General features: G+C 65.4%; 29 protein-coding genes. 8 read left to right on the plus strand and 21 right to left on the minus strand.

The genetic code is table 11. The features are described 5' to 3' along the window. Positions 1 to 78 precede the first annotated feature (78 nt). Complete coding sequence (locus tag K369_RS09785; protein ID WP_036290706.1) at positions 79 to 861, plus strand: purine-nucleoside phosphorylase; 783 nt, start codon at positions 79 to 81, stop codon at positions 859 to 861. Between the two features lie 36 nt (positions 862 to 897). On the opposite strand, the gene K369_RS09790 is transcribed toward K369_RS09785, so the two are convergent. Genes K369_RS09790 through K369_RS09810 form a run of 5 tightly spaced genes read right to left on the minus strand, consistent with a single transcriptional unit; the run spans position 898 to position 4,317 of the window. Continuing rightward, a complete protein-coding gene (locus tag K369_RS09790; protein WP_036290709.1) occupies positions 898 to 1,350 on the minus strand; it encodes a MaoC family dehydratase in 453 nt (150 codons plus the stop codon). Between the two features lie 25 nt (positions 1,351 to 1,375). Then, the gene (locus K369_RS09795; protein ID WP_036290712.1) at positions 1,376 to 1,774 is read right to left on the minus strand and encodes a type II toxin-antitoxin system VapC family toxin; all 399 of its coding nucleotides are present in this window, start codon (positions 1,772 to 1,774) and stop codon (positions 1,376 to 1,378) included. Next, positions 1,771 to 2,022 (minus strand): AbrB/MazE/SpoVT family DNA-binding domain-containing protein, encoded by a 252-nt coding sequence (locus K369_RS09800; RefSeq protein WP_036290715.1) that lies wholly within the window; start codon positions 2,020 to 2,022, stop codon positions 1,771 to 1,773. The genes K369_RS09795 and K369_RS09800 overlap by 4 nt, the downstream gene beginning before the upstream one ends. Positions 2,023 to 2,077: 55 nt before the next feature. Next, on the minus strand, positions 2,078 to 2,926 hold the full coding sequence (locus tag K369_RS09805) for an NlpC/P60 family protein (protein ID WP_036290718.1): 849 nt from the start codon (positions 2,924 to 2,926) through the stop codon (positions 2,078 to 2,080). Then, on the minus strand, positions 2,923 to 4,317 hold the full coding sequence (locus K369_RS09810; RefSeq protein WP_036290720.1) for a M17 family metallopeptidase: 1,395 nt from the start codon (positions 4,315 to 4,317) through the stop codon (positions 2,923 to 2,925). The genes K369_RS09805 and K369_RS09810 overlap by 4 nt, the downstream gene beginning before the upstream one ends. A gap of 87 nt (positions 4,318 to 4,404) precedes the next feature. On the opposite strand from K369_RS09810, the gene K369_RS09815 reads away from it, so the two are divergent. Continuing rightward, positions 4,405 to 5,472 (plus strand): FUSC family protein, encoded by a 1,068-nt coding sequence (locus tag K369_RS09815; protein ID WP_036290722.1) that lies wholly within the window; start codon positions 4,405 to 4,407, stop codon positions 5,470 to 5,472. Positions 5,473 to 5,539: 67 nt separating this feature from the next. Next, entirely contained in the window at positions 5,540 to 6,421 is an 882-nt protein-coding gene (locus K369_RS09820) for a tetratricopeptide repeat protein (RefSeq protein WP_036290723.1), read from the plus strand. Here K369_RS09820 and K369_RS09825 read toward each other — a convergent pair. From K369_RS09825 to K369_RS09870, 10 genes are all read right to left on the minus strand, one after another. Then, positions 6,393 to 7,364 carry a type II secretion system F family protein gene (locus K369_RS09825; RefSeq protein ID WP_036290725.1) on the minus strand — a complete coding sequence of 324 codons (972 nt, stop codon included), beginning with the start codon at positions 7,362 to 7,364 and terminating at the stop codon, positions 6,393 to 6,395. The genes K369_RS09820 and K369_RS09825 overlap by 29 nt on opposite strands. A 37-nt stretch (positions 7,365 to 7,401) precedes the next feature. Beyond that, positions 7,402 to 8,373: a type II secretion system F family protein gene (locus K369_RS09830; protein ID WP_036290727.1), complete on the minus strand. Its 972-nt coding sequence runs from the start codon at positions 8,371 to 8,373 to the stop codon at positions 7,402 to 7,404. Positions 8,374 to 8,389: 16 nt separating this feature from the next. After that, complete coding sequence (locus K369_RS09835) at positions 8,390 to 9,829, minus strand: CpaF family protein (RefSeq protein ID WP_036290730.1); 1,440 nt, start codon at positions 9,827 to 9,829, stop codon at positions 8,390 to 8,392. A gap of 32 nt (positions 9,830 to 9,861) precedes the next feature. After that, the gene (locus tag K369_RS09840) at positions 9,862 to 11,115 is read right to left on the minus strand and encodes a hypothetical protein (RefSeq protein WP_036290733.1); all 1,254 of its coding nucleotides are present in this window, start codon (positions 11,113 to 11,115) and stop codon (positions 9,862 to 9,864) included. After that, a complete protein-coding gene (locus K369_RS09845; protein ID WP_084570626.1) occupies positions 11,115 to 11,840 on the minus strand; it encodes a CpaD family pilus assembly protein in 726 nt (241 codons plus the stop codon). The genes K369_RS09840 and K369_RS09845 overlap by 1 nt, the downstream gene beginning before the upstream one ends. Positions 11,841 to 11,861: 21 nt before the next feature. After that, positions 11,862 to 13,343 (minus strand): type II and III secretion system protein family protein, encoded by a 1,482-nt coding sequence (locus tag K369_RS09850; protein WP_245278163.1) that lies wholly within the window; start codon positions 13,341 to 13,343, stop codon positions 11,862 to 11,864. 31 nt (positions 13,344 to 13,374) lie between these two features. Next, positions 13,375 to 14,163 (minus strand): Flp pilus assembly protein CpaB, encoded by a 789-nt coding sequence (gene cpaB, locus K369_RS09855; RefSeq protein WP_036290735.1) that lies wholly within the window; start codon positions 14,161 to 14,163, stop codon positions 13,375 to 13,377. A gap of 155 nt (positions 14,164 to 14,318) precedes the next feature. Further along, positions 14,319 to 14,825 (minus strand): prepilin peptidase, encoded by a 507-nt coding sequence (locus K369_RS09860; RefSeq protein ID WP_036290737.1) that lies wholly within the window; start codon positions 14,823 to 14,825, stop codon positions 14,319 to 14,321. Positions 14,826 to 14,964: 139 nt separating this feature from the next. Beyond that, on the minus strand, positions 14,965 to 15,129 hold the full coding sequence (locus tag K369_RS09865; protein WP_036290739.1) for a Flp family type IVb pilin: 165 nt from the start codon (positions 15,127 to 15,129) through the stop codon (positions 14,965 to 14,967). Positions 15,130 to 15,271: 142 nt separating this feature from the next. Next, entirely contained in the window at positions 15,272 to 15,436 is a 165-nt protein-coding gene (locus K369_RS09870) for a Flp family type IVb pilin (RefSeq protein ID WP_036290741.1), read from the minus strand. A 260-nt stretch (positions 15,437 to 15,696) separates the two neighbouring features. On the opposite strand from K369_RS09870, the gene K369_RS09875 reads away from it, so the two are divergent. From K369_RS09875 to K369_RS09885, 3 genes are all read left to right on the plus strand, one after another. After that, entirely contained in the window at positions 15,697 to 16,137 is a 441-nt protein-coding gene (locus tag K369_RS09875) for a pilus assembly protein N-terminal domain-containing protein (protein WP_245278164.1), read from the plus strand. Between the two features lie 77 nt (positions 16,138 to 16,214). Next, on the plus strand, positions 16,215 to 16,844 hold the full coding sequence (locus tag K369_RS09880; RefSeq protein WP_036290745.1) for a TadE/TadG family type IV pilus assembly protein: 630 nt from the start codon (positions 16,215 to 16,217) through the stop codon (positions 16,842 to 16,844). After that, complete coding sequence (locus K369_RS09885; protein WP_036290746.1) at positions 16,841 to 17,593, plus strand: TadE/TadG family type IV pilus assembly protein; 753 nt, start codon at positions 16,841 to 16,843, stop codon at positions 17,591 to 17,593. Before K369_RS09880 ends, K369_RS09885 begins: the two co-directional genes overlap by 4 nt. Positions 17,594 to 17,600: 7 nt before the next feature. Here the strand turns inward: K369_RS09885 and K369_RS09890 are convergent, their stop codons facing one another. Continuing rightward, complete coding sequence (locus K369_RS09890) at positions 17,601 to 19,100, minus strand: phosphomannomutase/phosphoglucomutase (RefSeq protein ID WP_036290748.1); 1,500 nt, start codon at positions 19,098 to 19,100, stop codon at positions 17,601 to 17,603. A 625-nt stretch (positions 19,101 to 19,725) separates the two neighbouring features. On the opposite strand from K369_RS09890, the gene K369_RS09895 reads away from it, so the two are divergent. Then, on the plus strand, positions 19,726 to 20,265 hold the full coding sequence (locus tag K369_RS09895) for a cytochrome b (protein WP_036290749.1): 540 nt from the start codon (positions 19,726 to 19,728) through the stop codon (positions 20,263 to 20,265). A 42-nt stretch (positions 20,266 to 20,307) separates the two neighbouring features. Here the strand turns inward: K369_RS09895 and K369_RS09900 are convergent, their stop codons facing one another. The 5 genes from K369_RS09900 to K369_RS09920 form a co-directional block, all read right to left on the minus strand. Next, complete coding sequence (locus K369_RS09900; protein WP_036290752.1) at positions 20,308 to 21,081, minus strand: DUF4261 domain-containing protein; 774 nt, start codon at positions 21,079 to 21,081, stop codon at positions 20,308 to 20,310. A gap of 115 nt (positions 21,082 to 21,196) precedes the next feature. Then, positions 21,197 to 22,039: a class I SAM-dependent methyltransferase gene (locus K369_RS09905; protein WP_036290754.1), complete on the minus strand. Its 843-nt coding sequence runs from the start codon at positions 22,037 to 22,039 to the stop codon at positions 21,197 to 21,199. Continuing rightward, positions 22,036 to 23,082 (minus strand): glycosyltransferase family 4 protein, encoded by a 1,047-nt coding sequence (locus K369_RS09910; protein WP_036290756.1) that lies wholly within the window; start codon positions 23,080 to 23,082, stop codon positions 22,036 to 22,038. Before K369_RS09910 ends, K369_RS09905 begins: the two co-directional genes overlap by 4 nt. Then, positions 23,079 to 23,477 carry a 6-carboxytetrahydropterin synthase gene (locus tag K369_RS09915; protein ID WP_036290759.1) on the minus strand — a complete coding sequence of 133 codons (399 nt, stop codon included), beginning with the start codon at positions 23,475 to 23,477 and terminating at the stop codon, positions 23,079 to 23,081. Before K369_RS09915 ends, K369_RS09910 begins: the two co-directional genes overlap by 4 nt. Positions 23,478 to 23,489: 12 nt before the next feature. Beyond that, the gene (locus K369_RS09920; protein WP_084570627.1) at positions 23,490 to 24,461 is read right to left on the minus strand and encodes a zinc-binding alcohol dehydrogenase; all 972 of its coding nucleotides are present in this window, start codon (positions 24,459 to 24,461) and stop codon (positions 23,490 to 23,492) included. A 125-nt stretch (positions 24,462 to 24,586) separates the two neighbouring features. Between K369_RS09920 and mdoH the strand changes: the two genes are divergently transcribed. Then, the gene (gene mdoH / locus K369_RS09925; RefSeq protein WP_036290761.1) at positions 24,587 to 26,386 is read left to right on the plus strand and encodes a glucans biosynthesis glucosyltransferase MdoH; all 1,800 of its coding nucleotides are present in this window, start codon (positions 24,587 to 24,589) and stop codon (positions 26,384 to 26,386) included. Positions 26,387 to 26,391: the final 5 nt, after the last annotated feature.

The raw sequence follows: 26,391 nt of genomic DNA on the forward strand, positions 1-26,391 counted from the left end.
AGCCCCGCGCGCACTTGCGGCGAAGCCGCCGCTTCGTCACACTCGGCGGCGACGATTCGAATCCTTTCGAGGCTATTCATGAGCACGCGCGCAAGGGACGCCGCCGATATCATCGGCGCGCGCAATCCTCTGGGGCCGATCGAAACCGCGGTCGTGCTCGGACGCGAATTTCTCACCGCCGCCGATATCGGGGAGCAGGCGGTCGCCATACCCTATTCCGAGCTTCCGGGATTTCCCGAGATCGAGGGCGGCGAGCTTCTGATCGGCCTCGTCGAAGGCGCGCCCATGCTGTTCCTCAAGGGCCGCTCGGAATTCTATGAGAGCGGCGATCCGAGCCTGATGTCCTCGCCGATCGAGACATTGACGCTTTTGAACGTGCGGGCTCTGCTCTCCACTGGCTTCGCCACCTCCACCAACGCCGATTTTCAGCCCTCCTCCATTCTCTCCGTGACCGATCACATCAATTTCAGCGGCCTCAATCCGCTCATCGGCGCAGCGGGTCAGAATTTCGTGAATATGAACGGCGCCTATGACAAAAGGCTGCTACGACGCCTCAAGCAGGCTAGCGCCGGCGCCGGGGTGACGCTGCATGAAGGCGTCTTCATGTGGTTCTCCGGCCCGAGCTATGAGACGCCGGCGGAAGCCAAAATGGCCCGCCTGCTCGGCGCAGACGCGCTCGGCGTGTCGATCGCGCCGGAGGCGATACTCGCCAAGCGTTTCGCTCTGCCTTTCGCGGCCATGGCGGTCATCTCGGATTATGCGACGGGCTTTGCCGGCGGTAATCCGACCTATGATCCGAGCCGCGCCTCCGGCGTCATCGCCCTGCGACGTCTGCTGCGCGCCTATCAAAAGGCAAAATAGAGCCGAGGCATGCGCCGCACGCGGCCGAGCGCGGCGTCACGGCCCTGCCGGCCGTCGGAAGGCGAGGACGCTGGCGTCGAGCAGCTGCACAGTTTTGCCGCGCTGATTGGACGTCACGACGCGCATCTTCACCATTCCGCGATCGTCGCGCGACTTCGACGGCGCAATGCGCAGGATGGTCGCCTCGACACTCAGAAGATCGCCCGGCAGCACAGGCCTCAGCCACTCGACCTCGCCGCCGACTCCGATCAGCCCGCCGGAAAATGACGCGCATTGGGTCAGCAGCCGCATGGTGAGCGAGGCCGTGTGCCAGCCGCTGGCCACCAGCCCGCCGAACAGGCTGTCCTTCGCCGCCGTCTCGTCGAGATGAAAGGGCTGCGGGTCGAATTTGGCGGCGAAGGCTTTGATCTCCTCCGTCGTGACCTCGAGCGGCCCGCCACGAAAGCGCTGATCGACGAAGATATCCTCGAGATAGAGCGGCTCGGGCATTGTCGTCACTCGCTAGCTCTCTGCTTCACGATAGAAGGCGGACCTTCTCGCCGCGCTCTTTCAGCAGCTTCGTCGCCTTTTTGTCGAATGACGAGAAGAACTCCGCCCCGAGCCAGCGTCCCTCGAAAGCGATAACGCCATCGGCGAAATCGCCGCCGGCTTCGAGAATGGCGAGACCTGCTTCGGCCGCCGGTCGATTCACCGCCACTGTCGTCGTATTCATGAGCCGGCGTATCGCCTCCGCAATTTCCGCCGAGGGAATTTCATAACCCCGCGACAGCACCCAGACCAATTCGCACAGAGCCGGCAACGTCACAGCCACGATCGCCGCGCCTTCGAGCTCCTCACGCGCGAGAGCGCTCTGCCGCTCGTCATCGCCGGTGAGCGCGCGGACGAGCAGATTCGTGTCCGCCGTGATCCTCATCTCTTTCCGGCCCAGCCGCGCGCGGCGATTTCGTTCATCTCCTCGATCGACAAGGACGGCGCGTCCTTTCGCTTCAGCAAGCCGAATACATCGGAAATCTTGCCGCCCGGCCTCGCAGCGCGAAGCTCGACGCGCCCGTCTGGAAGCGTCTCCACCTCGATCTGCTCGCCGGGCCGCACGCCCAGATGCTTCATCAGATCTTTACGCAAAGTGACCTGCCCTTTGGCGGTGACGGTCAGCGCGCCCATATACGCTCTCCTCCCGAGCCTGGAGCCGAAAAAGTAAGGCAAAAATACCTTACTGTCAAAACTCCAGCCGCCGCACGCTCGTCACCGCCGAGCCGGAGGCGGCGATCCGCTCTCGCGCCGGCGCGAAGGGCTCGCTGGCGACCTGCAGATGAAAGGCGTTGGCGTGCAGCAGGCGCTCTTCGTTCTGCATTATGCCGACATGGCCCTTCCAAAAGACGAGATCGCCGCACCGCATCGGCTCGCCTTCCGCGAGCGGGCGGCCGAGCGATTTCTCCTGCATATCCGTATCGCGCGGCGCCTCTATCCCGGCGAGGGCGAGAGACGTCTGCACTAAGCCCGAACAGTCGATGCCGAGCCAGCTCTTGCCGCCCCAAAGATAAGGCGCGCCGATGAGGCTCTCCGCCACGGCGACGAAATCCGCGACGTGCGCCGCGCGCGGCATCAGATGCGTGCGATAGATAAAGCCGCCGCCGGCCTCGATGAGGAATTTGTCGCGCTCGCCGATAATCTCCACTTCGGCGCCGAGCGGCAGAGCGAGCAAGGGCGGGTCCTTGATCTCCGCTCGCGGAAAAACAAAGGTGCGGGGAACGCTGACGCGATGCGTCGGCGTTTCTATGCGGCTCCAGAGCACATTGGCGGCGATCCAGCCGACATAGCCATCGCGCTCGAGCTGCGCCCAGGACCAGCCCTCCTCATCGTCATAGACGATGACCGTCTCGCCATAGAGCGCCTGCGTGTCGAGCCGCGCATCGGGCCGCGGCTCGCGCTTCAGATCGGCGACGCCTTCCCTCACCTGCATCCGCCGCCCATCGACGAAGCGCGCCGCCTCGACCTTGCCCTCGAGATGGCGCGCGGCGAGATCGGGCCGCGCAGGCGTCAGCCTTTTGTCGAAGCTCTCGCTCATGTCTTCACGCTCCAACGGGCGGCGCGCTCCTCGATCAGCTCGGCGAGCAGCCGCGCCGTCTGAATCTCGCCGCCCTCCGGCCGGCCCGGCTTGGCGAAAGGAGTCCAGGCGAAGAGATCGAAATGAGCCCATTTCTCCGGCTTGGTCACGAAGCGGCGCAGAAACAGCGCCGCCGTGATCGAGCCTGCATGTCCGCTCGACGACACATTCACAATGTTGGACGCTTTGCCGTCGAGCTGCGAATCATAAGGCTCCCACAAGGGCAGCCGCCACACCGGATCGCCGAGCTTGCGGCCATAGGTCTCGATCTCCAGCGCCAGAGAATCGTCTCCCGTGTAGAAGGCGGGGAGCTCCGGGCCGAGCGCGACGCGCGCCGCGCCGGTGAGCGTCGCAAAATCGAGCAGCAGATCGGGGTCCTCCTCGGCGGCGAGCGCCAGAGCGTCCGCGAGAATGAGACGCCCTTCCGCATCCGTGTTGCCGATCTCGACCGAGAGGCCCTTGCGACTCGGATAAATATCGCCCGGCCGCATGGCGTCCGCCGAAATGGCGTTCTCGACGATCGGCAGCAGCACGCGCAGGCGCAGACGCGCGGAAGAGCCCATTAGAATATCGGCCAGCGCCAGCGCCGTGGCGGCGCCGCCCATATCCTTCTTCATCAGCAGCATGGCGCTGCTCGGCTTGATGTCGAGGCCGCCGCTGTCGAAACATACGCCCTTCCCCACCAGCGTCACCTTCATCGCCTCTTCCGGCCCGAAGCTGATGTCGACGAGCCGCGGCGCCTGCGCCGCCGCGCGGCCGACCGCGTGAACGAGCGGGAAATTTTCCGAGAGCAGCGCATCGCCGGCGATGACGCGCGCCTCCGCTCCATGCCGCACGGCGAGCGCCAGCGCGGCCTCCGCCAGTGCCTCCGGCCCCAGATCATTGGCCGGCGTGTTGACGAGATCGCGACCGAAGCAGAGCGCGGCGGCGACGCGCTCTATGCGCGCGCGATCGGCGTCCTGCGGCGCGCAAAGGCGCGGACGCTCCTTCTTGGGCGCGACATAGCGCGAGAAAGAATAGCCGCCGAGCAAAAAGGCGAGCGCGGCCGAATAGGAATCGGATACGCCTTCGCGCAGACGATAGAGGCCCGGCGGCAACGAGGTCGCGAGCTTGCCGGGAAGAAAAGGATCGCGATGGCGCGCCCCTGCCGCCTCGACGCCGAAGAGAACCACCGCCGGCGCGCCATCCGGCCCCGGCGCGAGCAGATGCGCGCCGACCTTGCCGTCGAAACCGCAAGCGCGCGCGAAGGCGGCGATCGGCGGCGGCAGGGTCTCGGCGAGAATCGGCCAGCTCTCCTTATCGACGAAATCGATCGGCGTCGCCTCCGCCGTCCACTCCTCCAATCGGCTCATATCGCCCTCTTTTCGAGTTCGTTCCTGTCTTTGCGGCTTTTTAGCACCAAGACAGGAAGGACACGAAGACGTTATAGGACTCGGCCCATGGAAATCGGTCCACTCTCCCGCTATCGCGCCCAGCTCGCGCTCGGCGCAAGGATCACGATCGCCGCAGTCGCGACGCTCGGAATCGGCCATCTCCTCGGCACGCCGATGATCTTATGGGCCGTGCTGACGGCCGTCATCCTCACGCAGATGAGCGTCGGCCGCTCGGTCAAGGCGACGATCGACTATTCCTTCGGCACGCTGGGCGGCGCGATCTACGCCGGCCTCGTCTCCAATTACGTGGCCGGCGCGAATGAGCTGACGTTACTGCTTCTGCTCGCTCTCGCTATAGCGCCGCTCGCCCTACTCTCGGCCCTCACGCCGCGCTTTTCCGTCGCGCCGGCGACCGGCGTCATCGTCGTGCTCGCGCCGACGATCACCCATGCGACCGCCTTTCATTCGGCCTATGATCGCGTGCTCGAGGTGGCTCTCGGCGGCGGCGTCGCCCTCGTCGTGTCGCATCTCGTCTTTCCCGCCCGCGCCCGCATTCTCGCGCTAGAGGCCGGCGCCGAAATGCTCGCCGTCATGGCCGAGGCGCTGCCTCGGCTCTTCTCGGGCTTCGCGCAGGCGCAGGACCCGGAAGCGATTCGCGATCTCCAGCGCGGCGTCGGCGACGCCTTCGCCCGTCTCGACAAGATGGAGCAGGAGGCGCGTCATGAGCGCATCGTCTTCCTCGAGGCCGAGCCCGATCTCGCGCCGCTGCTGCGCGCCCTGCTGCGCATGCGTCATGATCTGGTGATGATCGGCCGCGCCGCAGTCACGCCTTTGCCGGAGCGGCTGCGTCCGCGCCTCGAGACTTTGCTCGCGACGATCGCCGACGAGGCCGCCGCCCAGCTTCTCGAGAGCGGCGCCGCGCTGACCGGCGCGCGCGCGCCAGTCGCGAGCAAGACGTTGGACGCCGCCTTCGACGCTTATTCGCGCGAGATCTCGGCGCTCCGAGAAGAAGGAATCCTCCGCAGCCTTCCGGTGGAGCAGGTGGAGCATGTCTTCGCGCTCGGCTTCGCGCTCGAGCAATGGCGCGGCGATCTCGACGATCTCGACCGCCGGATCGCCGAGCGCGCCCGTTAAGGAAGCGGCAAGGTTAACGATTTATTGCTCGACCCTGACGGTTCAACCGCAAGAGAGGGGTCGCCCGATGTTCCCGTCCCATTTCGTCGCGACGCGCCGCAAAGGCGCGCCGAGCGCGCTCGTGATTTGCGCCCTGGTCGCGCTCGGCGGCTGCGCGCAGCCGCTCACCGACGTGACCGGCTCGATCGGCGCGACGCGACGCGCCGAGTTGCCGACCGACGACGCCGAGCTACGCCGCTTCGCCGACGAATGGGGTCGTCGCTTCGACGCCGACCCCAAGAACAAATCCGTCGCGCTCACCTACGCCAAGGCGCTGCATGCGCTGGATCGCAACGCCCAGGCCGTCGCCGTGCTGCAAGGCCTCGCCATTCGCTATCCAGACGATCTCTCCGTGCTCGGCGCCTATGGCAAATCGCTCGCCGACGCCGGACGCCTGCGCGACGCCGCCGATGTCTTGTCGCGCGCCCATACGCCGGAGCGGCCCGATTGGACCGTGCTCTCCGCGCAAGGCTCGATCGCCGATCAGCTCGGCAATCACGAAGAAGCGCGCGAATATTATCAGACCGCGTTGAAGATCAAGCCCAACGACCCGAAGGTTCTCTCTAATCTCGGGCTCTCCTATGCGCTCTCCAAGCAGCTGCCGCAGGCCGAGAGCACATTGCTGACCGCCGCCTCGCAGCCGACGGCCGACATGCGCGTGCGCCAGAATCTCGCGCTCGTGCTGGCGCTGCAGGGCAAGTTCGACGAGGCGGAGAATTGGTCGCGCCATGATCTCTCGCCGATCGACGCCGCGGCCAATGTCGCCTCGATTCGCCAGATGATCGCGCAATCCAACAGCTGGCGCGAGATACAGAGCTATAGCGAGAAGACCAAGCGAAAGAGCGCCGAAGCGCCCGCTCCGCGCGCAAAGCTCGGCGCGCTCACCAGCTCTGCGCCATCACCTGAATAATCGCCGGCGCCATCACGACGACCATCAGCACCGGCAAAAAGAAGACGATCATCGGCACGGTGAGCTTGGGCGGCAGCGCCGCCGCCTTACGCTCGGCCTCCGCCATGCGCATGTCGCGGCTCTCCTGCGCCGTGACGCGCAGCGCGCGGCCGAGCGGCGTGCCGTATTTCTCCGCCTGAATGAGCACGGTCGAAATCTGCTTCACGCTGTCGAGGCCAGTGCGCGCTGTCAGATTCTGATAGGCCTGACGACGATCCGGCAGATAGGAGAGCTCCGCCGTCGCCAGCGCGAATTCCTCGGCGAGCGCCGCCGAGCGCACGCCGATCTCCTGCCCCACCTTGCGAAAGGCGTGATCGACCGACATGCCCGATTCGACGCAGATCAGCATCAGATCGAGCGCATCGGGAAACGCAATGCGCATGCTCTGCTGCCGCTTGGCGATGGTGTTGCTGATGAACAGCTCCGGCGTCTTCACCCCCAGATAGGTCGCGAAGATCACAATGCCCGCCTTGGTGAGCATGGGCCAATCGGAATCGTCGAGCACGACGAGATAGAAGACCGCGAAGAGCGCGAAGGCGATCGGCGTCACCAGCCGAAAGAACAAAAAGGTCACTTCCGCCTGCGGCCCGCGATAGCCGGCCGAGGCGAGACGCAGCTTGGCGTCGTCTGTGTTGAGCCATGTCGTCAAGGAGAAGCGATCGACGACATTCTTCATATATTGCTTGGGCTGGTAGCGCAGTCCGCCGCCGTCCGCCTTCGCCGTCGCGCGCTCGCGCGCTCTGATGCGCTCGCGCTCATTGGCGACGCTCTTCATGCGCTTGGCCAATGTGTCGCTCTGCAGGAAGGTCGCGCCCAGCGACCATATGGTGGCGATGACCGCCGTTGCGACGATGAGGCTGAACATCAGCCGCCCATTGGTCGCCAGCTTGACGATCTGCTCCATGACTTCAGTGACCCCTCGCTCGACGCGGCGCATACGCTCAAATATCGAAGTCGATCATCTTCTGCATGATGAAGACGCCGATCGCCATCCAGAGCAGGCTGGCTCCGATGATGATGTTTCCGATCGTCGTGTTGAAAAGCACGGCGATATAGGCCGGATTGGTGAACCAGACGACGAGGCCGACGAGAAACGGCAGGCTGCCGATAATGCCCGCCGACGCCTTGGCTTCCGCGGACATGGCTCTCACCTTGGCCTTCATTTTCTTGCGCTCGCGCAGCACGGCGGCGAGATTGGTGAGCGCCTCGGAGAGATTGCCGCCCGCCTTTTGCTGAAGGCTGATGACGATCGAGAAAAATGACGCCTCCGCCACCGGCACGCGATCGGCGAAACGCTCCGTCGCCTCGGCGATGGACAGTCCTATCGTCTGCGATTCGACGATCTGGCGAAATTCGCTGCGCACCGGCTCCGCGGCCTCGCCCGCGATCATGCGAAAGCAGTCGGCGACCGGCAGTCCGGCCTTCACGCCACGAATGATGATATCGACGGCGCCGGGAAATTCGGCGATGAATTTCGCGATGCGCCGCCGCGCCAGAAAGCCCAGCAGCCAATGCGGCGCGCCGACGCCGGCGACGACGCCCGCGCCGAGCGCCACCAGCGGATCGGAGTTGAAGACGAAGACGAGGAAAGCGATGAGCAGGCCGAAAGCCGCCGATGCGGCAAGAAAAATCGGGCGCGTCGTCGTCAGCCCCGCTTGAGCGATGCGCTGCTCGAGCGTCACCTTGGCTTTCTTCTTGGTCTCGACGTCCTTCAGGCTCTCCTGAATCAGCTTGCGCCGCTTGGCCGGATCGCCGTTCCGCGCGTCGCGACGACGGTCGGAAGAGGACATCAGCACGGCCGTCCGCTTCTGCGCCTGAATCTCGCCGGAGAGATAGGGATAGACGAAAGCGTACATCACTCCGCCGACGGCGAAGGCGACCAGAAGCGCCGAAAGGAGCGATTGCCGATCCATTTTCTCGCCCTCGAAACTAATTTTCGTCGTCGATGACAGTGGCGGCGTCGAGCGCAGCGGCGAGCCGATTCTCCTCGCCGTAGTAGCGCGCGCGCTCCCAAAAGCGCGGCCGACCGACGCCGGTGGAGCGATGCCGACCGATGATGCGGCCATTGGCGTCCTCGCCGACGATCTCATAGACGAAGAGATCCTGCAGCGTGACGACATCCGCCTCCTGGCCGAGCACCTCGGTGATATGCGTGATGCGGCGCGAGCCGTCGCGCAGGCGCGCAGCCTGCACGATAATGTCGATCGACGAGACGATCATGTCGCGGATCGTCTTTGCCGGCAGCGAGAAGCCGCCCATGGTGATCATCGATTCGAGACGGCCGAGCGCCTCGCGCGGCGAGTTGGCGTGCAGCGTGCCCATCGAGCCGTCATGGCCCGTGTTCATCGCCTGCAGAAGATCGAAGGCCTCCGGTCCGCGAACCTCGCCGACGATGATGCGCTCGGGACGCATACGCAGGCAGTTCTTGACGAGATCGCGCATTGTCACCGCGCCCTGCCCCTCGAGATTTGGCGGGCGCGTCTCCAAACGCACCACATGCGGCTGCTGAAGCTGCAATTCCGCCGCGTCCTCGCAGGTGATGACGCGCTCGTCGGTGTCGATGGAATTGGTGAGGCAGTTGAGCAGCGTCGTCTTGCCGGAACCCGTGCCGCCGGAGATCAGCACATTGCAGCGCACGCGACCGATGATCTTCAGCACCTCGCCGCCTTCGGGCGAGATGGATGCATAGCGGATGAGCTGATCGAGAGTGAGCTTGTCCTTGCGGAACTTACGAATGGTGAGCGCGGGGCCGTCGATAGCCAGCGGCGGCGCGATGACGTTGACGCGAGAACCGTCGAGCAGGCGCGCATCGCAGATCGGCGAGGATTCGTCGACGCGGCGGCCGACCTGGCTGACGATGCGCTGACAAATATTCATCAGCTGGGAATTGTCGCGGAAGCGGATATTGGTGAGCTGAATCTTGCCGCCGACTTCTATATAGGTCTTGGCCGCGCCATTCACCATTATGTCGGCGATATCGTCGCGCATGAGCAGCGGCTCCAGCGGACCATAGCCGAGCACGTCGTTGCAGATGTCCTCGAGCAGCTCTTCCTGCTCGGCGATCGACATCACGACATTCTTGATCGCGACGATCTCATTGACAATGTCTCGGATCTCGTCGCGCGCGCTCTCGGGCTCCAGCTTGGAGAGCTGCGCGAGATCGATCGCCTCGATGAGCGCGCCGAAGATCATGCTCTTCGTCACGTAATATTGTTCCGAGCGCTTCTGCTCGGGAGGAGCCGCGATCGTCACGCTCGTGGCCTCGGGCGCAGCGGCGGGCGTCGGCGCCTTGCTCGCCGGCGCCGCCTGCTGTGTCGAACGCGCTGTCGCAGTCTGCGCCGTTCCGACGTTCGTCCGCTTTCCGAACATGCGATCTCCTCGTTACGCTCCGTCGCCGCTCGTCAGCCGGCCAGCTTTCGTGACAAACGATCGAGCAGCGGCGCGAATAATCCGCTCTTGACCTTGCGGCTCACGGCGCGCCCCGTCACCTCCCGGCCGAGCGCGTCGAATTGCTCGATGATCTTGGCGCCGGGGTCGACCTCGGCGATCATCTGGCCATTGTTGGACGCGGAGCCGAACAGCTTCGGATCGAAGGGAATGATCGCCGACGGCTCCATCTCGATCGCCTTGGCGAAATCCGCCACCGCTATCTCCGGACGCTTCGGCACGCCGACGAAATTCAAGACGAGCTTGGGCGGCGAGTCGTTCTGGCGCGCGACGCGCAGCTGATCGATGAGCGTCTTGGCGTTGCGCAGATTGGCGAGATCGGGCGCCGCCACGATCGCCACCTCATCGGCGCCGATCAGCATGCGCTTCGTCCAGGCCGACCATTGATGCGGAACGTCGAGCACGGTGCAGGGCGCGGTGGCGCGCAGCGTGTCCACGATCGCGTCGAAAGCTGTCTCCGGCAGATCATAGAGACGATCGACCGTCGCGGGCGCGGCGAGCAGGCTGAGCTGCTCGCTGCATTTGGAGAGCAGACGGTCGATGAGATTGGCGTCGACGCGATCCGGCGCGAACACGGCCTCCGCGACGCCTTGCGGCGGATCCTGATTGAAATCCAGCCCCGCAGTGCCGAAGGGCAGATCGAGATCGGCGACGACCGTCTGCATCTGCAGCGCGCGCGCGATCGACCAGGCGAGATTATGCGCGATGCAGGAGGAGCCGACGCCGCCCTTGGCGCCGGCAACGGCGACGATGCGGCCCAGCGCCTCGGCGCTATTATTGTAGAGATCGGAGACGCGGGCGATGAAGCCGAGCACATCGATCGGCGCAACAATGTAGTCGCTGACGCCGCGCGCTATGAGCGCACGATAGAGCGATATGTCGTTGACATGGCCGAGCACGACGACCTTGGTGCCGGAGTCGCAGGACTCCGCCAGCGTCTCCAGCTGACCGATGAGCGTCTCACGCTCGCCGATCGCCTCGAGCACGATCAAATTCGGCGTCGGCGCCGATCGGAACGCCTCGATCGCGGCCGCGACGCCGCCCATGTGAACCTTGACATGCGCCTTGTCCATGCGGCGGTCCACGGCGGCGGAATTCACCACCGCCACGGCGTCCGGCGTCTCGCAGAACGCTTGCACGGAAATGCGCGGCAAGGGAGCGATCTGCGCGGCCGCGTCGCTATCCGCTACTGCCGACTGCTCTTTCATCAATCGCCTCCAACCGAGCTGATATTCGTGCCCTTGACGTTCCATTTCGTCGCCGGATCGATGCCCTTGCGCACATTTCCGATGGCGCGCATGCGCGATTCGATGTCGGCGGGCGTCTCGCCGCGCGGCGTGACGAGATCACGCGGATCATCGATCTGCGCCGCGAATGTCGTCTGGCTCGCGCAGCCGTAATTCCAATAGGTGGTGTTGTCCCACCCCTCCAGCGAGCTCGCAGAAGCGAGATCGGCAGGCCATTGGCCGCAGCGTCCCGCGACTTTCGCGCGAACGCCCTGGAAGGACAGACGCACAGGCGCCGCCAGATTGGGATCTGTCACCGGATAGGAGGCGACATAGACGGCGCCGGAGACGCCGCTCTCCGCCAATATGCGCTTCACCGCATCGACGCCGCCGCGCACGGCGAGCTGATCTTTCGCTCCGGTCGGCGCGAGAAGCGTGATCTGGCCATGGCCGAAACGGCGATAGCGCAGCACGAAATCATGAATGCGGCCCGTGGTCGCATAGTCGAGGCGCTGCGACGGCAACACGTCGATGGAGGTGCTGGCGTCCGCGAGCACGACCGGATGACGGTCGCGATAGTCTTGCGCGACGGCGGGCGCCGGCAGCGTTCTGTTCACGCCGCAGCCGGCGAGAGGCGCCATCGCGGCGAGGCAAGCGAGCCTCGTTCCGAAGGCTTTGAGTTTCGCGCTGTTCAGTCGGATAGACATCTTTAGCCGCTCCTCGCGCGCTCAGTCCTGAATGAAGCCGACGCGGCCCTTCAGGCGAGGAACCGCTTGCGGATGTTGGGGATTGGCGTAGAGCCGATTGACGCGGCCGAGCAGCCACGCCTGCGGATCGCTGGCGTCCGCGAAGCCGTCGTCGGGCCGCGCCACATCGCGCGCCTGGATCGAGCGCGCGATGAAGGGCGTGACGATGATGAGCAGCTCGGTCTCGTTACGCAGATAGTCGCGCGAGCGGAACAGCGTTCCGAGCACCGGCAGATTGATGAGGCCGGGCAGGCCGTTGATGGCCTGATCGGATTTCTGCTGCAGCAGGCCCGCCGTGGCGATGGAGCCGCCGGACGGCAGCTCGACGCTCGTCTCGTTCTTGCGCGTCTTGAAGCCGGGAACGGTCACGCCATTATAGGTCTGCGCGCCCTGGTAATCGACCTCGGTCACTTCTGTCGCGAGATGCAGAAGAATGCGGCCTTCGGCGAGCACAACAGGCGTGAAGTTCAGCGAAACGCCATATTGCTTGAACGTGATGCCGACGGTGCAGAGGATCGAGCCGCTGATACAATTGCCATTGCCCGGCACAGCAACCTCGCCGCCGACGGTGAATTTCGCCGACTCGCCGGAGATCGCGGTGACGGTCGGCTCGGCAAGAATGCGCGAGACGCCGTAGCGCTCATATGCTTGCAGCGTCGCGGACGTGCTGTTGGGGCCATTGAGGCTCAATGCGCTGGAAGTGAGGCCGGAATTGATGGCGAAGGGATTCTCCTGAACGAGCTTGCCCCAGCCGCCGGACAAGATCGCCTCGCCGCCGGATTTGGCGGAGACGCCCAGCTGCTTGATCACACGGCGCTGGACCTCGGCGACCGTGACCTTCAGCATCACCTGATCTTGTGTGCTGATGGTGAGCGCATTGACGACGAGGCCTTCGCCGCCGGCGCCATTGCCATGCGCGGACGCCGAACGCGCGGCGAAGCCTTTGGCGATGTCGACGGCGCGCTGCGCCTCCGAGGCAGATTCGACCGTGCCGGTCAAAATGATCGTGTCATTGACCGTGCGCGCGGTGATGTTCGATTTGGGCAGCGCGACGCGCAGCAGCGGACCGAGCTCGCCGACGTCGCGGCCGATGCTGATCTCGAGGTTGGCGATCTGCCGCCCAGCGCGATCGAGCGCGAAGATCGTCGTCTGGCCCGTTTCCGCGCCCATTATGTAGAGCTTGCGCGCCGAGCGGGCGACCGCATTCGCGACCTTGGGATTGCCGACGACGATCTCCGAGGCCTCCGCCGGAAGATCGACGATGATCGACTTGCCGACGCCCATGGCGATGCGTCGCGACATCATCGCCTCCGCGCTCGACTGGACGCCCCATTTTTCCTGGGCGGACGCCGGAATGGCTCCGAGCGAAGCGCCGGCGAGCGCGAGGAGCGCGAGCGCCGCCGCCCCCGGCAGCCGGCGCGCCGACCTGCCCATTTCCGTCGTTCCGCGTTCGATTTTCGCCATGTGGCGCCGTCCTTCGATGAGCCGCATCGCCTCAGCGCGTGCGCATGGTTGATGGGAAGCCGAAGCGCACGACCGTCAAAGAATCGTCCGCCACCGAAGCGCGCTTGTCGTCCTCATGCGCATCCGCCATCGAGCGCAGCATGAGCGCCAATTGGCCGGTTCGCTGAGCGAGAATGATGAGCTCGGCCTGCCGCGGCTCGAGATCGAGCGTGGCGGTCGCGCCGGTCACGACAGACTCGCCGTTCTTCGTCTCGACGATCGGACCGATCGCCATCACGCGCACATTGGTGAGAATGACTTCCGATGAGAGATCGGCGGCGCCGCCTTCTCGGCCGCGATCATTGTCGCGATAGGTGCGCATCACATCGACATGATCATTCGGGAGAATGAAGCCGCCCGCCGTCGTGTTGGGTGAGATGTCGATCGCGACCGCGCGATGGCCGGCGGGAAGCAGAGTGGACATCAAGCCCGCGGTCGGGCCTTTGACCAGACGCTCACGCCGCACCGGCTCGCCATTGGAGATCGGATTGCGGACATAGGAGCCCTGCAGATCTTCCTTGGCGTTCGGCGCCTCGCTCTTGCGCAGCACGCCTTGCGGCACCGCGCCGATCGGCCAATCGATCCAATTGGTGTCCGGCTCGCCGAGCGCGGTTCCATAGGAGAGATCGCGCGTCGCCACGAGAACCTTGTCGGTCTGCGGCGGCGTGGGGATCATCTGAACGATCTTCGGCGCCTCGGGCGGCGATCCGTTCATCATCAGGAAGGCCCCGCCGCCCGCCACGACGGCGACGCCGAGAACCACGATCTGCGCCTTGTTCATCTGCTTCCAGTCCGATCGCCCCACCTGGAGCGGAGCCTTCCGAATGAAAGCGGAAAAACGTCAAATTATGGTTAATCGCCGGTAAGACGGCGAGCTCTTTCGAATTGCGAAGCGAAGAGACCTCGCAGCGCTCGCAGAAGAGTCGGACAATAGCGTCACGCGGCGGTGAGCAGCGCCCAGAGCTGCGAATTGGGATAGACGGCGATTCCGGCGATCGCGAGCGCTATGCCGTAAGGCACGCCCTCGGCGGCGTCGCAAAGATGCGCGAGGCGCGGCGATTGGGCGACGAAGCGCGGCTCGAATCGCCGCAGCGCGAGAATCGCTATGGTCAGTGCGCCGCCCGCCAGAGAGGCGACGAGCGCATAATCGGCGAGCTGCTCGAAGCCGAGCCACAACGCCGTCGCGGAAGCGAGCTTGGCGTCGCCGCCGCCCATCCAGCCGCGATTGAACATCAGGAAGGTCGCGACGAGCACCGCCGTGCCGCAGGCGACATGTGAGGCCACGGCGTCGAGCGGCATGCCGAGCCATGCGGCGAGAACCGCGAACAGCGCAATGAGCGCCAAGGAGACGCGATTGGGAATCGTCATGGTGAGAAGATCGGCGAAGGCCGAAAACGCCATCAAGGCCGGAAAAAGAATTAGCGCGGCGGCGGCTGCGATCATCCGTGTCGTTCCTGTCGCCGCGCCTCTCTCGTTTGCGACAAAGGCGCCTCTCGAAGTCGTTTCGGCGCGCTCGGATGAGCGCGCGATTCGCGCGTCGCGCGGCGAGGAGCCGACGCGCGCGCACGATTCGGGCGATCGTTCAGCTGAGGTTCTGAGCGATCTTGTTGAAGGTCTCCGACAGATTGCTGCCGACGAGCCTCACAGCGGTAATAATAATAATAGAAATCAAAGCGCCGATGAGACCGTATTCGATGGCCGTGGCGCCGGACTCATTGTCCAGGAATTTCATAACCGACGATTTCATCGCCTTCTCCTGATGTAGGGCGTCGCGATTCGCCGCCCATGCGCCGAGCCGGCAGGCCCCGTTCACGAGCCGGCCTTCGGCGGGAATGCATGCACTGAAATGATCTCGACGCGCGGGCGGCGAGATCAGCGCCCGCCAGACCTCAGCTCAGATTCTGAGCGATCTTGTTGAAGGTCTCGGACAGGTTGCTGCCGACGAGCCTCACTGCGGTGATGATGATGACGGAGATCAGCGCGCCGATCAGGCCGTATTCGATGGCGGTCGCGCCGGACTCGTCCTTAACGAACCGCGAAATCAAGCTCTTCATACTCGTGCTCCTCGCTCTATTGACTGCGTTCGGCGGCGTCGCTCGATCGAGCCCGTTCGCCGGACAGGACGAGACCCTACGTAGAACTTCTTGCAAACGCGTTAATCGCATCATCGACCTATGAAATTCAGGACGCGAGCGAGACTCCATCTCATTTTCAGCAATGATTCACTATTACGTGGTTTTGTTCGACGCGAAGCCTCGCAAAGGCGATGATTGTTCAGAGGTGCGTGATGCGCTCGACGCGTTTCCATGGATATTTGGCATTATTGGTCGGCGCGACCGTCACCGCCGGCGTCGCTATGGCGCGCGAGGGCGAGAGACGCGGCGTTTTCGTGGACGTGGACCGCGCTCGCGTGGTGCGCATGCCGGAAGGCGCGCAAACGCTGATCATCGGAAATCCGCTCATCGCCGATGTGACGATGCTGAAGACCAATCGTCTCATGGTCGTCACCGGAAAAAGCTTCGGATCGACCAATCTCATCCTTCTCGATCCGACCGGCAATCAGGTCGGGGAGGAGATCATCACCGTCACCCAGCCGATGGACAAGCTCGTCGTGCTGCGCGGCTCGCGACGCGAGTCCTACGCCTGCTCGCCCGATTGCGCGCCCGCAGTCGATCTCGGCGACGACAAGGACTATACGGCGCGCGTTCTCGAGGCGGTGAAGCAGCACGAGGGCTCGTCCTCGCCCAAGCGGTGACGGACGTCGCCGAAGGCGCGCATGGGAGATCAAAAGGGGCGGCTGCGAAACGCCCTTTCGGGCCATGAGTTCGAGACATGAGCGGAGACGAAAATTTGTCGCGACAGCCGACGCGCCGATTCGCCGCGAGCGTGATTCGCTTCGGGCGCGACGGGAACGGGGCGCTCGCGGTCGAGTTCGCCATGGTGCTCGTTCCGATGCTCGGGCTGCTCGGCGCGATTTTCGAGACGGGAATCGTCTATTTCAAGAGCCAGCAGCTGCAGGTGGCCACCATTCATGCGAGCCGCGCCGTGCTGACGCACAGCCTCGCCAACATGACCTATCAGAATTTCATCGACAAATATGTCTGCACTTGGCAGGCCAGCGGCGTCGTCGCGGCCGGCACGTTGAGCACATCCTTCGACTGCTCGAAGATTCTGGTCGATATCGCCGATGTCGGCAATGGCAAGGACTGGTCGAGCGCGTCGACCTCCAATTCCTTCTATTCCAATCCTCCGGCGGCGAGCTCGACGATCACGATGCCGGCCTCCGGCCATGTCGCCGTCGTGCGCATCGTCTATCCTATGCCGGCGGTGACGGCGATTCTCACCGGCGGCATTTTGACCGGCATAACGCTTGGCAAGACGACGAGCGGAGAGGTCACATATAACAGCCGATGGACGCATCTGCTGTTCGGCGTCGCCGCTTTTCGCGTGGAGCCGACATGAGCGCTTCGTCGGCCGAGCGCCGCGATGCGCGCGCCCTGCTGCGCGAGGAGCGCGCCTTCGCGGCGGTGGAATTCGCGCTCATGCTGCCGCTGGTGCTGGTGATCTATCTCGGCCTCGCGGAGCTGGCGCTCGGGCAGCGCGCGAGCCAGAGGCTCGATCTCGTCGCGCATACGCTCTCCGATCTCGCCGCGCAGCAATTGAAAGGCGGCTCCAATTCCGGCCAGGCCGGAATGGACGAGGATACGATTCAGGCGATTTTTTCCGCCGCGACGACGCTGATGTCGCCGCTGCCGACCACCAATCTGAAAATGACGATCTCGGAGGTCACGGTCAGCGCCGACGCGACGCAGACGAGCGGCTTCAAGGCGAGCGTGAATTGGACCATCGCCAAGAACTCCGGCACGCTGCGCCCGTGCAAGATCAATAATGTCGCCAAGCTCAACGCGGCCGATGTCGCGCCTGTCGATCCCAATTCCATGCCGACGAGCTATACGAGCGCGAAATCGGTGACGCTGTCCAACGCCAGCGGAGGCACGACGACGACCAGTGTGACGCCGACCATCGGCTCGATCATCGTCGCCGATGTGACCTACAGCTATCAGCCCTCCTTCAGCCGCACGATCACCTGGCTGAGGACGGCGGCGCCGCTGATGTCGCGCACCAGCTATTCGCCGGTGCGCAACACCTACAGCCCCAATCATGTGCAATATTACATGACGAGCGGAACCAATTGCTCCACCTCGCCATGAAGCGCGATCAGATCGTCTGATTATATGCGCCGACTTCCGGATTCTCGCGCAGCACGGCGTCCACCGCATGGAACATCTCGCGCATGCGCGCCTCCGACACCGGGCTCTCGACGACGACGACCAGCTCCGGCTTGTTGGATGAGGCCCGCACCAGGCCCCATGTGCCGTCGGCGGTCGTCACGCGCACGCCATTCACGGTGACGAGATCGCGAATCTTCTGTCCGGTGAAGGCGACGCCATCGGCCTCCATCTTCTGGAAGCGCGCGATCACCTTGTCGACGACGCCATATTTCGTCTCGTCGGCGCAATGCGGCGACATAGTGGGCGAGCCCCAGGTCTTGGGCAGCGCGGCATAGAGCTCGGACATGGACTTGCCCGGATTGCGATCGAGCATCTGCAGCACATGCACCGCCGTCAGCAGGCCGTCGTCATAGCCGCGGCCGACCGGCGCGTTGAAGAAGAAGTGCCCGGACTTTTCGAAGCCGGCGAGCGCCTTCAGCTCGGTGACGCGGCGCTTGATATAGGAATGGCCGGTCTTCCAATAATCGGCCTTCACATTGCGCGAGAGCAGCTCCGGATCGGTCGCGAACAATCCCGTCGATTTCACATCGACGACGAAGGTCGCGCCGGGATGCAGCTTTGAGAGATCGCGCGCCAGCATCACGCCGATCTTATCGGCGAAAATTTCCTCGCCCGTATTGTCGACGACGCCGCAGCGATCGCCGTCGCCGTCGAAGCCGAGACCGACATCGGCGCCGCTCTCGCGCACCTTGTCGGCCATGGCGTGCAGCATATGGAGGTCTTCGGGGTTGGGATTGTAATGCGGGAAATTATAATCGAGCTCGGTGTCGAGCGGCACGACCTCGCAGCCGATGCGCTCCAGCAACTGGGGCGCGAAGGCCCCGGCCGTGCCATTGCCACAGGCGGCGACGACCTTCAGCTTGCGGGTGAGCTTTACGCCCGAGGCGAGATCGTCGAGATAACGGGCGCCGAAATTATCGACATAGCGATAGGAACCGCCCTCGGCGAAGCGGAAGGCGCCGGCGAGCACGATCTCCTTGAGGCGCGTCATCTCCACGGGGCCGAAGGTGACGGGACGCTGCGCGCCCATCTTTACGCCGGTCCAGCCATTGTCATTGTGCGAAGCCGTGACCATAGCGACGGCGGGAACATCGAGCGCGAATTGCGCGAAATAGGCCATGGGCGAAAGCGCGAGGCCGATATCGTGCACGCGCACGCCCGCTGCCATCAGGCCGGAGATCAGCGCCAGCTTTATGGAGGCGGAATAAGCGCGATAGTCGTGGCCGGTGGCGAGCTCGAGCGGCACGCCCATCTCATGGAGCAGCGTGCCCAATCCGAGGCCGAGCGCCTGCACCCCCATGAGGTTGAGCTCCTTCTCGAACAGCCAGCGCGCGTCATATTCGCGAAACCCCGTCGGCTTCACGAGTGGCGTCGTCTCATAGGCGTAGGTGTTCGGGGCGAGATCGGAAACGGGGGTCGGAAACATCGCATCTCCTAAAGGACGAACCTCGGTAGGCAAGGACATAAGGGAAAAACGCCGCCGCGCCAAACCATGGGACGTCCCCCTCCCCGCGATCCGCCGTCCGGCGCCGGCGGATCGATCGAGATATCGGATGCTTTACGCCGGTTTCCGATCCTTTTGGACCCAAAGAATCGGTCGAGGCGCACAGATGAGCGACATCTGCCGTGCAATGGCCGACGACGAATTCTGCGGATTTTCATGTGGATTAAAAAGCATTCGCCGGCATGTGACGGTTTTACGTCGGCGAGGGGAAAAATATCGAAAATAATCTTTGTCGCCGCTCTTCGTCTTCGGCGGGCGCCGGTCGCGCGGCAATGCGACCGCGGCGGCTCAGACGAAAAAGCGCGGCGAACCAACGTGGTTCGCCGCGCCGACCGCCGGCGCGCACATGGGGGATGCGCCCAGCTAGCTCTCGATGACTCGGGAGAGTCAAAGCTCTTTTCGGGGAGATCGGAGCGCAGTTCAGCTATAGGCCTAGCCGCCGTTATAGTCAACTATTCCTATAGGATTTAAATACTGTTTCTGAGGCGGATTGCGCATTCGGGACGGCTGGGCGATCATCGCCGCCGCACTGGCATGGAGGATTCGCATGGTCGAGCGACAGCCCTATTCGCCTCTCGCCAAGGCGCTGCATTGGATCATCGCCGCTCTGGCGCTGACGTCCCTGCCGACCGGCGTGGTGATGGCCGATCTCGATAAAGGGCCGCTGCAGGACAATCTGTTCGTGCTGCACGAATCGATCGGCGTCATCTTGCTGGCTCTGATGGTTCCCCGCCTTCTCGCGCGGCTGCGCCGTCGGCCGGGCTCTGGCGCCGATCTGACGCCGGCCGAGCGTCTCGTCTCGAAAGCGACGCATCTCGGGCTCTATCTGCTGCTGATCGCGACGCCGATCGTCGGCTGGCTGGCGCTGTCGGCCTATGGCCTCGGGCCGAGCTTCTTCTGGCTCGGCCATCTCCCGGCCCTCCTCGGCAAGGACGAGCCGCTATCGAAACAGCTCTTCGAGCTGCATGAGATTCTCGGCTGGGTCCTGCTCGCGCTGATCGCGCTGCATATCGCCGGCGTCATCCGCCATCGCATCGCCGGCGACGAGGTCGTCTGGCGCATGCTTCCAGAGGCTTGGCGCAAATAGTGAATCGCGGGGACGCGCGATGCGTCCCCGCCGATCGCGCCCTCAGGCGTGGCCCTGCGTCGGGAAATACAGCCGGTAGACTTTCTGCCCCGGCGCCACGACCGATTCCTCGTGCCGCACGATGATCTTCGTGTCGGCGTCCGGGCCGATGGTCTCGCCATCGCCGAGCACGGCGCCGGCGTCGACGAGATAAGCGGCGATATCGATCAGAAAGCCGTTCAGCTCGCTGGGATCGTCCTTGAAGCCTCGGGTCTCGATCTCCATCAGGCCGAAAGCCGTGAGCCCCTTGGTGATGGCCGAAACGCCGCCGTCCGGGTCGCGACCGAGCGCCACCGCGACGAAGAAGGGAATGGGCGGCTGGTCGCCGCTTTTCGACACCACCTCGGCGACCAGCGCGGCCGGCCAAAGAGCGTCGGAGCCGGCGAAATGCACGGCGCAAGCGGCGGGCGTCGCCTCGATGACCGCCGTGATGGCGCGGCCGAGCAGGAGCGAGCGGGTCTTGGCGTCGGAGCCGCCGGTCACGGCCACTACCAAATGGCCGGCATGGCCTTCGATCGCCGGCCAGACGTCCTTCCAATGCCAAGCGTAGGCGACGCAAGGATCATCCTCGGCGATGGGCGCCGGCGCCGCCACGCCGCCAATGGCCACCATGGCGCCATCAGCGAGAAACACGCTGGTTCCGCCGGGGATTTCCTTGTCCGGCGTCTGCGCCTGCGGGAAATGCCGCCGGATCGCGGCGCCGAGCGCCTCCCCCTCGGGAAGCAGCCCATCCTTCGAGAGGACGAGCGCGAGCATTGTGTCATTGGGGGCGGCCATGCTGGGCTCCGGGTGAAAGGTGAGAGTTGACGCGAGAGACCGAAGCGGACTCTCCGCCCGATTGCCCCATGTCGGGAACCGTTTTGGTTCTAGCACAGATGGCGCCATAGGCGCTTCAGCCAGCCGCCCACCGGGCGAATAGATCCGAATGCCCGATCTCGCACCCTTCGGCCATCCGACGGGCGCGACGCCAATCCTCGATCGTCTCTGCCGAAACCTCGCCAGTCTCGGCCACGGCCGCCGCCGAGCCCTCGGCCAGAGCGGCGATCAGCGCCGTTTCCGCCGCGCCGAGCCGCCAGGGGCTCGACGCCGTCTCGACGCTATAGCCGAGCCTCTCCAGCGCGCGCGCCAGCAGTTCCGCCGCGCGCGGCCCGGCGGCGGGTCCAAAACCCTTGTCGCGCGCCTGATGGCGGTGAAAGGCGGCGAGCATTCGCCCATCGTCGGCATGCCGGGGCGTCCAGCGCTCCTCGCCCGAATAGCTCAATATCGCATAGAGCGGCAGGCGACGCGCCGCGATCTGCTCCGCGAAGGCCTCGAGCCATTGCGCCGAGACGAGATCGAAAAATGCCGCCGAGGTCACGAGATCGATCTTTCCCGCGAGCGCCGCCCCTGCCCCGCCGGAGAGATCGGCGGTCAGAAACTCGACATCGAGGCGCCGCGCGCCCTTGGAGAGCAACAGCGTCTCGCCCTCCTCCGCGGCGTCGGCCCAGGCGATGAGACGCGTTCTCGCGGCGGCGAGCAGCGCCGGATCATGATCGATGAGAAGCCATTTCTGACGCGCCGGCAGAAATTCGGCGAGGCCGCGCAGATTGGAGCCGGCCCCGCAGGCGAGATCGACCACGGTCAGAGATTCGCGATCCGCGAAGGCCCGCGCGACGCTCGCGCGCAGGATGGGATTGCGCGCTGCGTGGTCGGCGCTCTCGCGCAGATCGAGCCATTCGGCCGAGAAACCGCTCATGTCAGCCCCCTCGTCACATCGGCGATGATGCGCGCCGTCTCTTCCCAGCGCGGCAACGCCTGCCCCGCGCGCCAGGAGGCCTCGCCGAGCCGCGCCCGCAGGGCCGAATCCGCAATGATCGCGCGCAGAGCGTCGCGCAGCGCGGCGACGTCCCCCGGCGGAATTTTTAGCGCGGCGCTATCGGGGATGGTGTCGCCCGCGGCGCCTCCCGTCGTCGCGACAATGGGCAGCCCGCGCGCCAGCGCCTCGGCGAGCGCCATGCCGTAGCCCTCGTGGAGCGATGCGGAGACGAAGACGTCCGCGCCATGATAGGCCATGTCCAGCGCCTCGCCGGAAAGCTCGCCGCGCAGAGCGATGCGCCCGCCGAGCCCACTCGCCTCGATGAGCCGAGCGAGATCGGCCGCCGTCTGTGGAGAATGATGGGCGCCGCCCACGATGGCGAGGCGCCAGTCGAGATCGCAAAGGTCGCTCAGCGCCTCGACCAGAAGATGAAACGCCTTGCGCGGAATGATCGAGCCCACAGTGAGCAGCGCCGGCGCGCCGCCAGAGCCCACCGCTCGCGGCGCCGGATCGGTTCCCGGCGGCGCGATGGTCAGCTTGCGCTCGGACGCGCCGAAATCGCGGATCAGCGTCTCGCCCGTATGCGCGCTGGTGGCGATCACATGAGCGGCACGGGCCAGCGCCCGTCGCTCGTTCTCGCGCAAAGCCGCCGCGCGGGCGGGTGACAGCCCCGCCTCGAGCCAGAGCGGATGATGGCAGAGCGCCACGATCGGCGCCGCAATGGCTGCGATCGCCGTCTCGGAGAGCGCGCCATAGGCGAGGCCGTCGATGAGCGCGACGTCCTCCGCCGTCAATTCACCGTCGAAAGCAGCGGCGACGGCGCGCTCCTCCGCGGCCGTCGGATGCGGAAAGCCGCCCGGCAGAGCGAGATGGACCGCCGCGACGCGCTGCCGCGCCAATTCCGCGAGGACGCGGCGGTCATAGCCATAGCCGCCGGTCCTCGCCTCTATGTCTCCCGGAATGGCGAAGACGATGCGCCTCACACGGCGCCCTCGAACCAGGCGCGGGCGACATGGGACTCGTGCAGCGTCACGCGAATGCGCGAGATGCCCTCGCCGCCCGGCCCGAGCGCGCCCGTGCGGGCGGCGGCGGCCATGGCGTCGAAAATATGCCGCGAGAGAAATTCGGTCGTCGTCTGCCGGCCCTTGAACTGCTCGATCTCGTCGAGATTCTGGTAGTTCAGCGGCGCCAGCGTCGCCTTCAGCGCGTCATGGGCGCGGCCGATGTCGACCACCACCTCGTCGACGGTCAGCGTCTCGCGAAAAAACGCCACATCGACGACGAAGGTCGCGCCGTGAAGGCGCTGCGCCGGGCCGAACAGCTCGCCCTTGAAGCTATGGGCGATCATGATGTGGTCGCGGACTTCGACTGCGTACATTTTCTTCTCCGTTCAATAGCGAAACAATGTGGCGAGACCGCTCGCCCCGGGCGCGAGAATGCGCTCCAGCTCCCGCGGCGCGTCGGCGAAGGGAATTTCCTCGGTGATGAGCGCGTCGAGCCGCGGATCGGCGAGCAGCTCCAACGCCTTGTCGAGCCGGCGGGCGTAGCTCCAGCGCGGCCGCCGCGAGGGCGCGACCTGCCCCACTTGCGAGGAGACGAGCCGCAGCCGATTGGCGTGAAAGCCGCCGCCGAGCGGCGCGGAGACCTGCCCCTCGCCATACCAGCTCAATTCGACGATCGTCGCCTCCAGCCCCGCCGCGGCGAGCGACAGCGCCAGCCCTTCGGAGGAGGCGCTGGCGTGGAAGACGACATCCGCGCCCAGCCCCTCCAGCGCGTCGGCGCCGACGAATCGCGCGCCGAGACTCTCGGCGATCTGCGCGCGAGACTCCTCGCGATCATGGATCAGCACCTCGGCGCCCGGCAGGCGCGCGGCGAGCGCGGCGACCAGCAGGCCGAGAACGCCGGCGCCGATGACGGCGATGCGGTCGCCCGGCCCGGCGCCCGAATCCCAGAGCCCGTTCAGCGCCGTCTCCATATTGGCGGCGAGCGGCGCGCGGCGCGCCGGCGTCTCCTGCGGAATCGGCCGCAGCATGGCGACGGGCGCGACGAAAAATTCCTGATGCGGATGGAGGCAGAACACGTCGCGCCCGAGAAGATCGGCCGGCCCCTCCTCCACACGGCCGACGGCGCAATAGCCGTATTTCACCGGAAAGGAGAAAGCGCCTTCCTGAAACGGCGCGCGCATGCGCTCCCATTCCGAGCGCGGCGCGCGGCCTTCGAAGACGAGCCGCTCCGTGCCGCGGCTGACCGCGCTCCACAGCGTCCGCACCAGCGCCTCTTCCGTCCCCGGCGTCGCGAGACGCGAAGCGCGCAACGCCGCGCTCCGCGGCGCCTCGATCCACAGGGACCGCGCCTCTTTCATACCATTAAAGTAGGATTTTTCCGATTCGCCCAATTTACAAACCTCGTGCTTCGCGGATATTGCTAGAGCACGGCGGCGATGCGCGCCAGCCGATTTTCCTGCGCCCTGCATAGGAAACGACGCGAATGTCCGCCGCCGCCCCCGCCGGCCTCCAGAGCCGCGCCGAACTCTTCCGGCGACGCCTGCTGGTCGCCGCGATCGACGCCGCCGTCTATCTCGCTTTGCTGATCTGGCTCGCCGATATTCTGGGGCAAGACGGCTGGAGCGTCATCGACGCCGCGATTCTCCTTAGCTTCGCCGTCGCCGCGCCCTGGAGCGTGCTCGGAGTCAGCAACGCCGTTCTCGGCTTCTGGCTCCTGCATTTTCATCCGCGCCCGCTCGACAGCGTCGCGCCCTTCGCCCGCGCCGGCGACACGCGCCGCCGCATCCGCGCGCGCACGGCCGTCACGCTGACGATTCGCAATGAGGACGCCGCCCGCGCGCTGACGCGGCTCGCCGCCATGAAGGCCGATCTCGACGCGACCGGCGAAGGCGCCCTCTTCGATTGGTTCGTGCTGAGCGACACCACCGATCCGCGCATCGCCGTGCAGGAAGAGACCGAATTCGCCCGCTGGCGCGCGGCCGAAGGCGCCGAGGCGTCACGGCTGCATTACCGCCGACGCTCCGACAATATCGGATACAAGGCCGGCAACATCCGCGATTTCTGCGAGCGTTTCGGCGGCGCCTATGAATTCATGATTCCGCTCGACGCCGACAGCCTGATGGATGGCGCAACGATTCTGCGCCTCGTTCGCATCGGCGAAGCCTATCCGCGCATCGGCATTATTCAGAGCCTCGTGGTCGGCGCGCCGTCGCGCTCGGCCTTCGCGCGCGCCTTTCAATTCGGCATGCGCGCCGGAATGCGCAGCTACACGATGGGCGCCGCTTGGTGGGGCGCCGATTGCGGACCCTTCTGGGGCCATAATGCGCTGGTGCGCATCGCGCCTTTCGCGCGGCATTGCGCGCTGCCGCGCCTGTCCGGCGGACGGCATATTCTCTCGCATGACCAGATCGAGGCGGCGCTGATGCGACGCGCGGGCTATGAGGTGCGCGTGCTGCCGATAGAGAGCGGCAGCTATGAGGAAAATCCGCCGACGCTGCTGGAATTCATGCGCCGCGACTTGCGCTGGTGCCGCGGCAATATGCAATATGTCGAGTTGCTCTCTCTGCCGGGGCTGCTGCCGATGAGCCGCTTTCAGCTCGTCTGGGCGATCAGCATGTTCATCGGCGCGCCGGCCTGGACAGCGATCATCTTGCTCGGCGCGCTGCTGCCGCTGGTCGAGGACGTGTCGCGCTTTCCGTCCGGCTCGGCGGCGGCGTTCTATTTGCTGTTTCTCGGCTTTTATCTCGCGCCCAAGCTCGCCGGCTATGCGGATATAGCGCTGACGCCGGGCGGCGTTCGGCGCTATGGCGGCGCGGTCCGCCTGCTCGCGGGCGCGGCGCTCGAGATCGTCTTCTCCTTCATCATCGGCGCCGTCACGACATTCGGCGTCACTCTGCTGCTCGCGCGACTCCCCTTCGAGCGCGATGCGGGCTGGAGCGGACAGGCGCGCGACGCGCATGGCCTCGGCGCATGGGAGACGGCGCGCGCGCTCTGGCCGGCCTTCGCTTTCGGCGCATTCGTCGTCGCCATCGCCGGACTTTCCGCGCCGTCGCTGGCCTTGTGGTCGACGCCGCTGACCTTCGGCTATGTCGCCGCATTTCCCTTCGCGCTCGCCAGCGCTTGGCCGCGTCTCGGCGCCTGGTTCACGCAGGCGGGGCTCTGCGGCGTCCCGGAGGAATTCGCGCCGCCGCCGATCTTCGCCCGGCTGCGCGCGCCGCAGCGACGGGAGACGGCGCCGGAGCCTTTGGCGATCACCCCATCCGAAGAACGCATTTCCGCATGAGGGAT

The organism is Methylosinus sp. PW1, from assembly GCF_000745215.1.
GTDB lineage: Bacteria > Pseudomonadota > Alphaproteobacteria > Rhizobiales > Beijerinckiaceae > Methylosinus.

Bases quoted from the DNA above. Each gene is read 5' to 3' on its own strand.
- K369_RS09850 (WP_245278163.1), bottom strand. From the start codon at position 13,343: ATGGCGAAAATCGAACGCGGAACGACGGAAATGGGCAGGTCGGCGCGC.
- K369_RS09845 (WP_084570626.1), bottom strand. From the start codon at position 11,840: ATGTCTATCCGACTGAACAGCGCGAAACTCAAAGCCTTCGGAACGAGG.
- K369_RS09900 (WP_036290752.1), bottom strand. From the start codon at position 21,081: ATGGCCGCCCCCAATGACACAATGCTCGCGCTCGTCCTCTCGAAGGAT.
- mdoH (WP_036290761.1), top strand. From the start codon at position 24,587: ATGTCCGCCGCCGCCCCCGCCGGCCTCCAGAGCCGCGCCGAACTCTTC.
- K369_RS09795 (WP_036290712.1), bottom strand. From the start codon at position 1,774: ATGAGGATCACGGCGGACACGAATCTGCTCGTCCGCGCGCTCACCGGC.
- K369_RS09790 (WP_036290709.1), bottom strand. From the start codon at position 1,350: ATGCCCGAGCCGCTCTATCTCGAGGATATCTTCGTCGATCAGCGCTTT.
- K369_RS09805 (WP_036290718.1), bottom strand. From the start codon at position 2,926: ATGAGCGAGAGCTTCGACAAAAGGCTGACGCCTGCGCGGCCCGATCTC.
- K369_RS09840 (WP_036290733.1), bottom strand. From the start codon at position 11,115: ATGAAAGAGCAGTCGGCAGTAGCGGATAGCGACGCGGCCGCGCAGATC.
- K369_RS09785 (WP_036290706.1), top strand. From the start codon at position 79: ATGAGCACGCGCGCAAGGGACGCCGCCGATATCATCGGCGCGCGCAAT.
- K369_RS09870 (WP_036290741.1), bottom strand. From the start codon at position 15,436: ATGAAGAGCTTGATTTCGCGGTTCGTTAAGGACGAGTCCGGCGCGACC.
- K369_RS09830 (WP_036290727.1), bottom strand. From the start codon at position 8,373: ATGGATCGGCAATCGCTCCTTTCGGCGCTTCTGGTCGCCTTCGCCGTC.
- K369_RS09860 (WP_036290737.1), bottom strand. From the start codon at position 14,825: ATGATCGCAGCCGCCGCCGCGCTAATTCTTTTTCCGGCCTTGATGGCG.
- K369_RS09920 (WP_084570627.1), bottom strand. From the start codon at position 24,461: ATGAAAGAGGCGCGGTCCCTGTGGATCGAGGCGCCGCGGAGCGCGGCG.
- K369_RS09865 (WP_036290739.1), bottom strand. From the start codon at position 15,129: ATGAAATCGTCGGTTATGAAATTCCTGGACAATGAGTCCGGCGCCACG.
- K369_RS09815 (WP_036290722.1), top strand. From the start codon at position 4,405: ATGGAAATCGGTCCACTCTCCCGCTATCGCGCCCAGCTCGCGCTCGGC.
- K369_RS09820 (WP_036290723.1), top strand. From the start codon at position 5,540: ATGTTCCCGTCCCATTTCGTCGCGACGCGCCGCAAAGGCGCGCCGAGC.
- K369_RS09905 (WP_036290754.1), bottom strand. From the start codon at position 22,039: ATGAGCGGTTTCTCGGCCGAATGGCTCGATCTGCGCGAGAGCGCCGAC.
- K369_RS09810 (WP_036290720.1), bottom strand. From the start codon at position 4,317: ATGAGCCGATTGGAGGAGTGGACGGCGGAGGCGACGCCGATCGATTTC.
- K369_RS09915 (WP_036290759.1), bottom strand. From the start codon at position 23,477: ATGTACGCAGTCGAAGTCCGCGACCACATCATGATCGCCCATAGCTTC.
- K369_RS09835 (WP_036290730.1), bottom strand. From the start codon at position 9,829: ATGTTCGGAAAGCGGACGAACGTCGGAACGGCGCAGACTGCGACAGCG.
- K369_RS09890 (WP_036290748.1), bottom strand. From the start codon at position 19,100: ATGTTTCCGACCCCCGTTTCCGATCTCGCCCCGAACACCTACGCCTAT.
- K369_RS09825 (WP_036290725.1), bottom strand. From the start codon at position 7,364: ATGGAGCAGATCGTCAAGCTGGCGACCAATGGGCGGCTGATGTTCAGC.
- K369_RS09800 (WP_036290715.1), bottom strand. From the start codon at position 2,022: ATGGGCGCGCTGACCGTCACCGCCAAAGGGCAGGTCACTTTGCGTAAA.
- cpaB (WP_036290735.1), bottom strand. From the start codon at position 14,163: ATGAACAAGGCGCAGATCGTGGTTCTCGGCGTCGCCGTCGTGGCGGGC.
- K369_RS09895 (WP_036290749.1), top strand. From the start codon at position 19,726: ATGGTCGAGCGACAGCCCTATTCGCCTCTCGCCAAGGCGCTGCATTGG.
- K369_RS09885 (WP_036290746.1), top strand. From the start codon at position 16,841: ATGAGCGCTTCGTCGGCCGAGCGCCGCGATGCGCGCGCCCTGCTGCGC.
- K369_RS09880 (WP_036290745.1), top strand. From the start codon at position 16,215: ATGAGCGGAGACGAAAATTTGTCGCGACAGCCGACGCGCCGATTCGCC.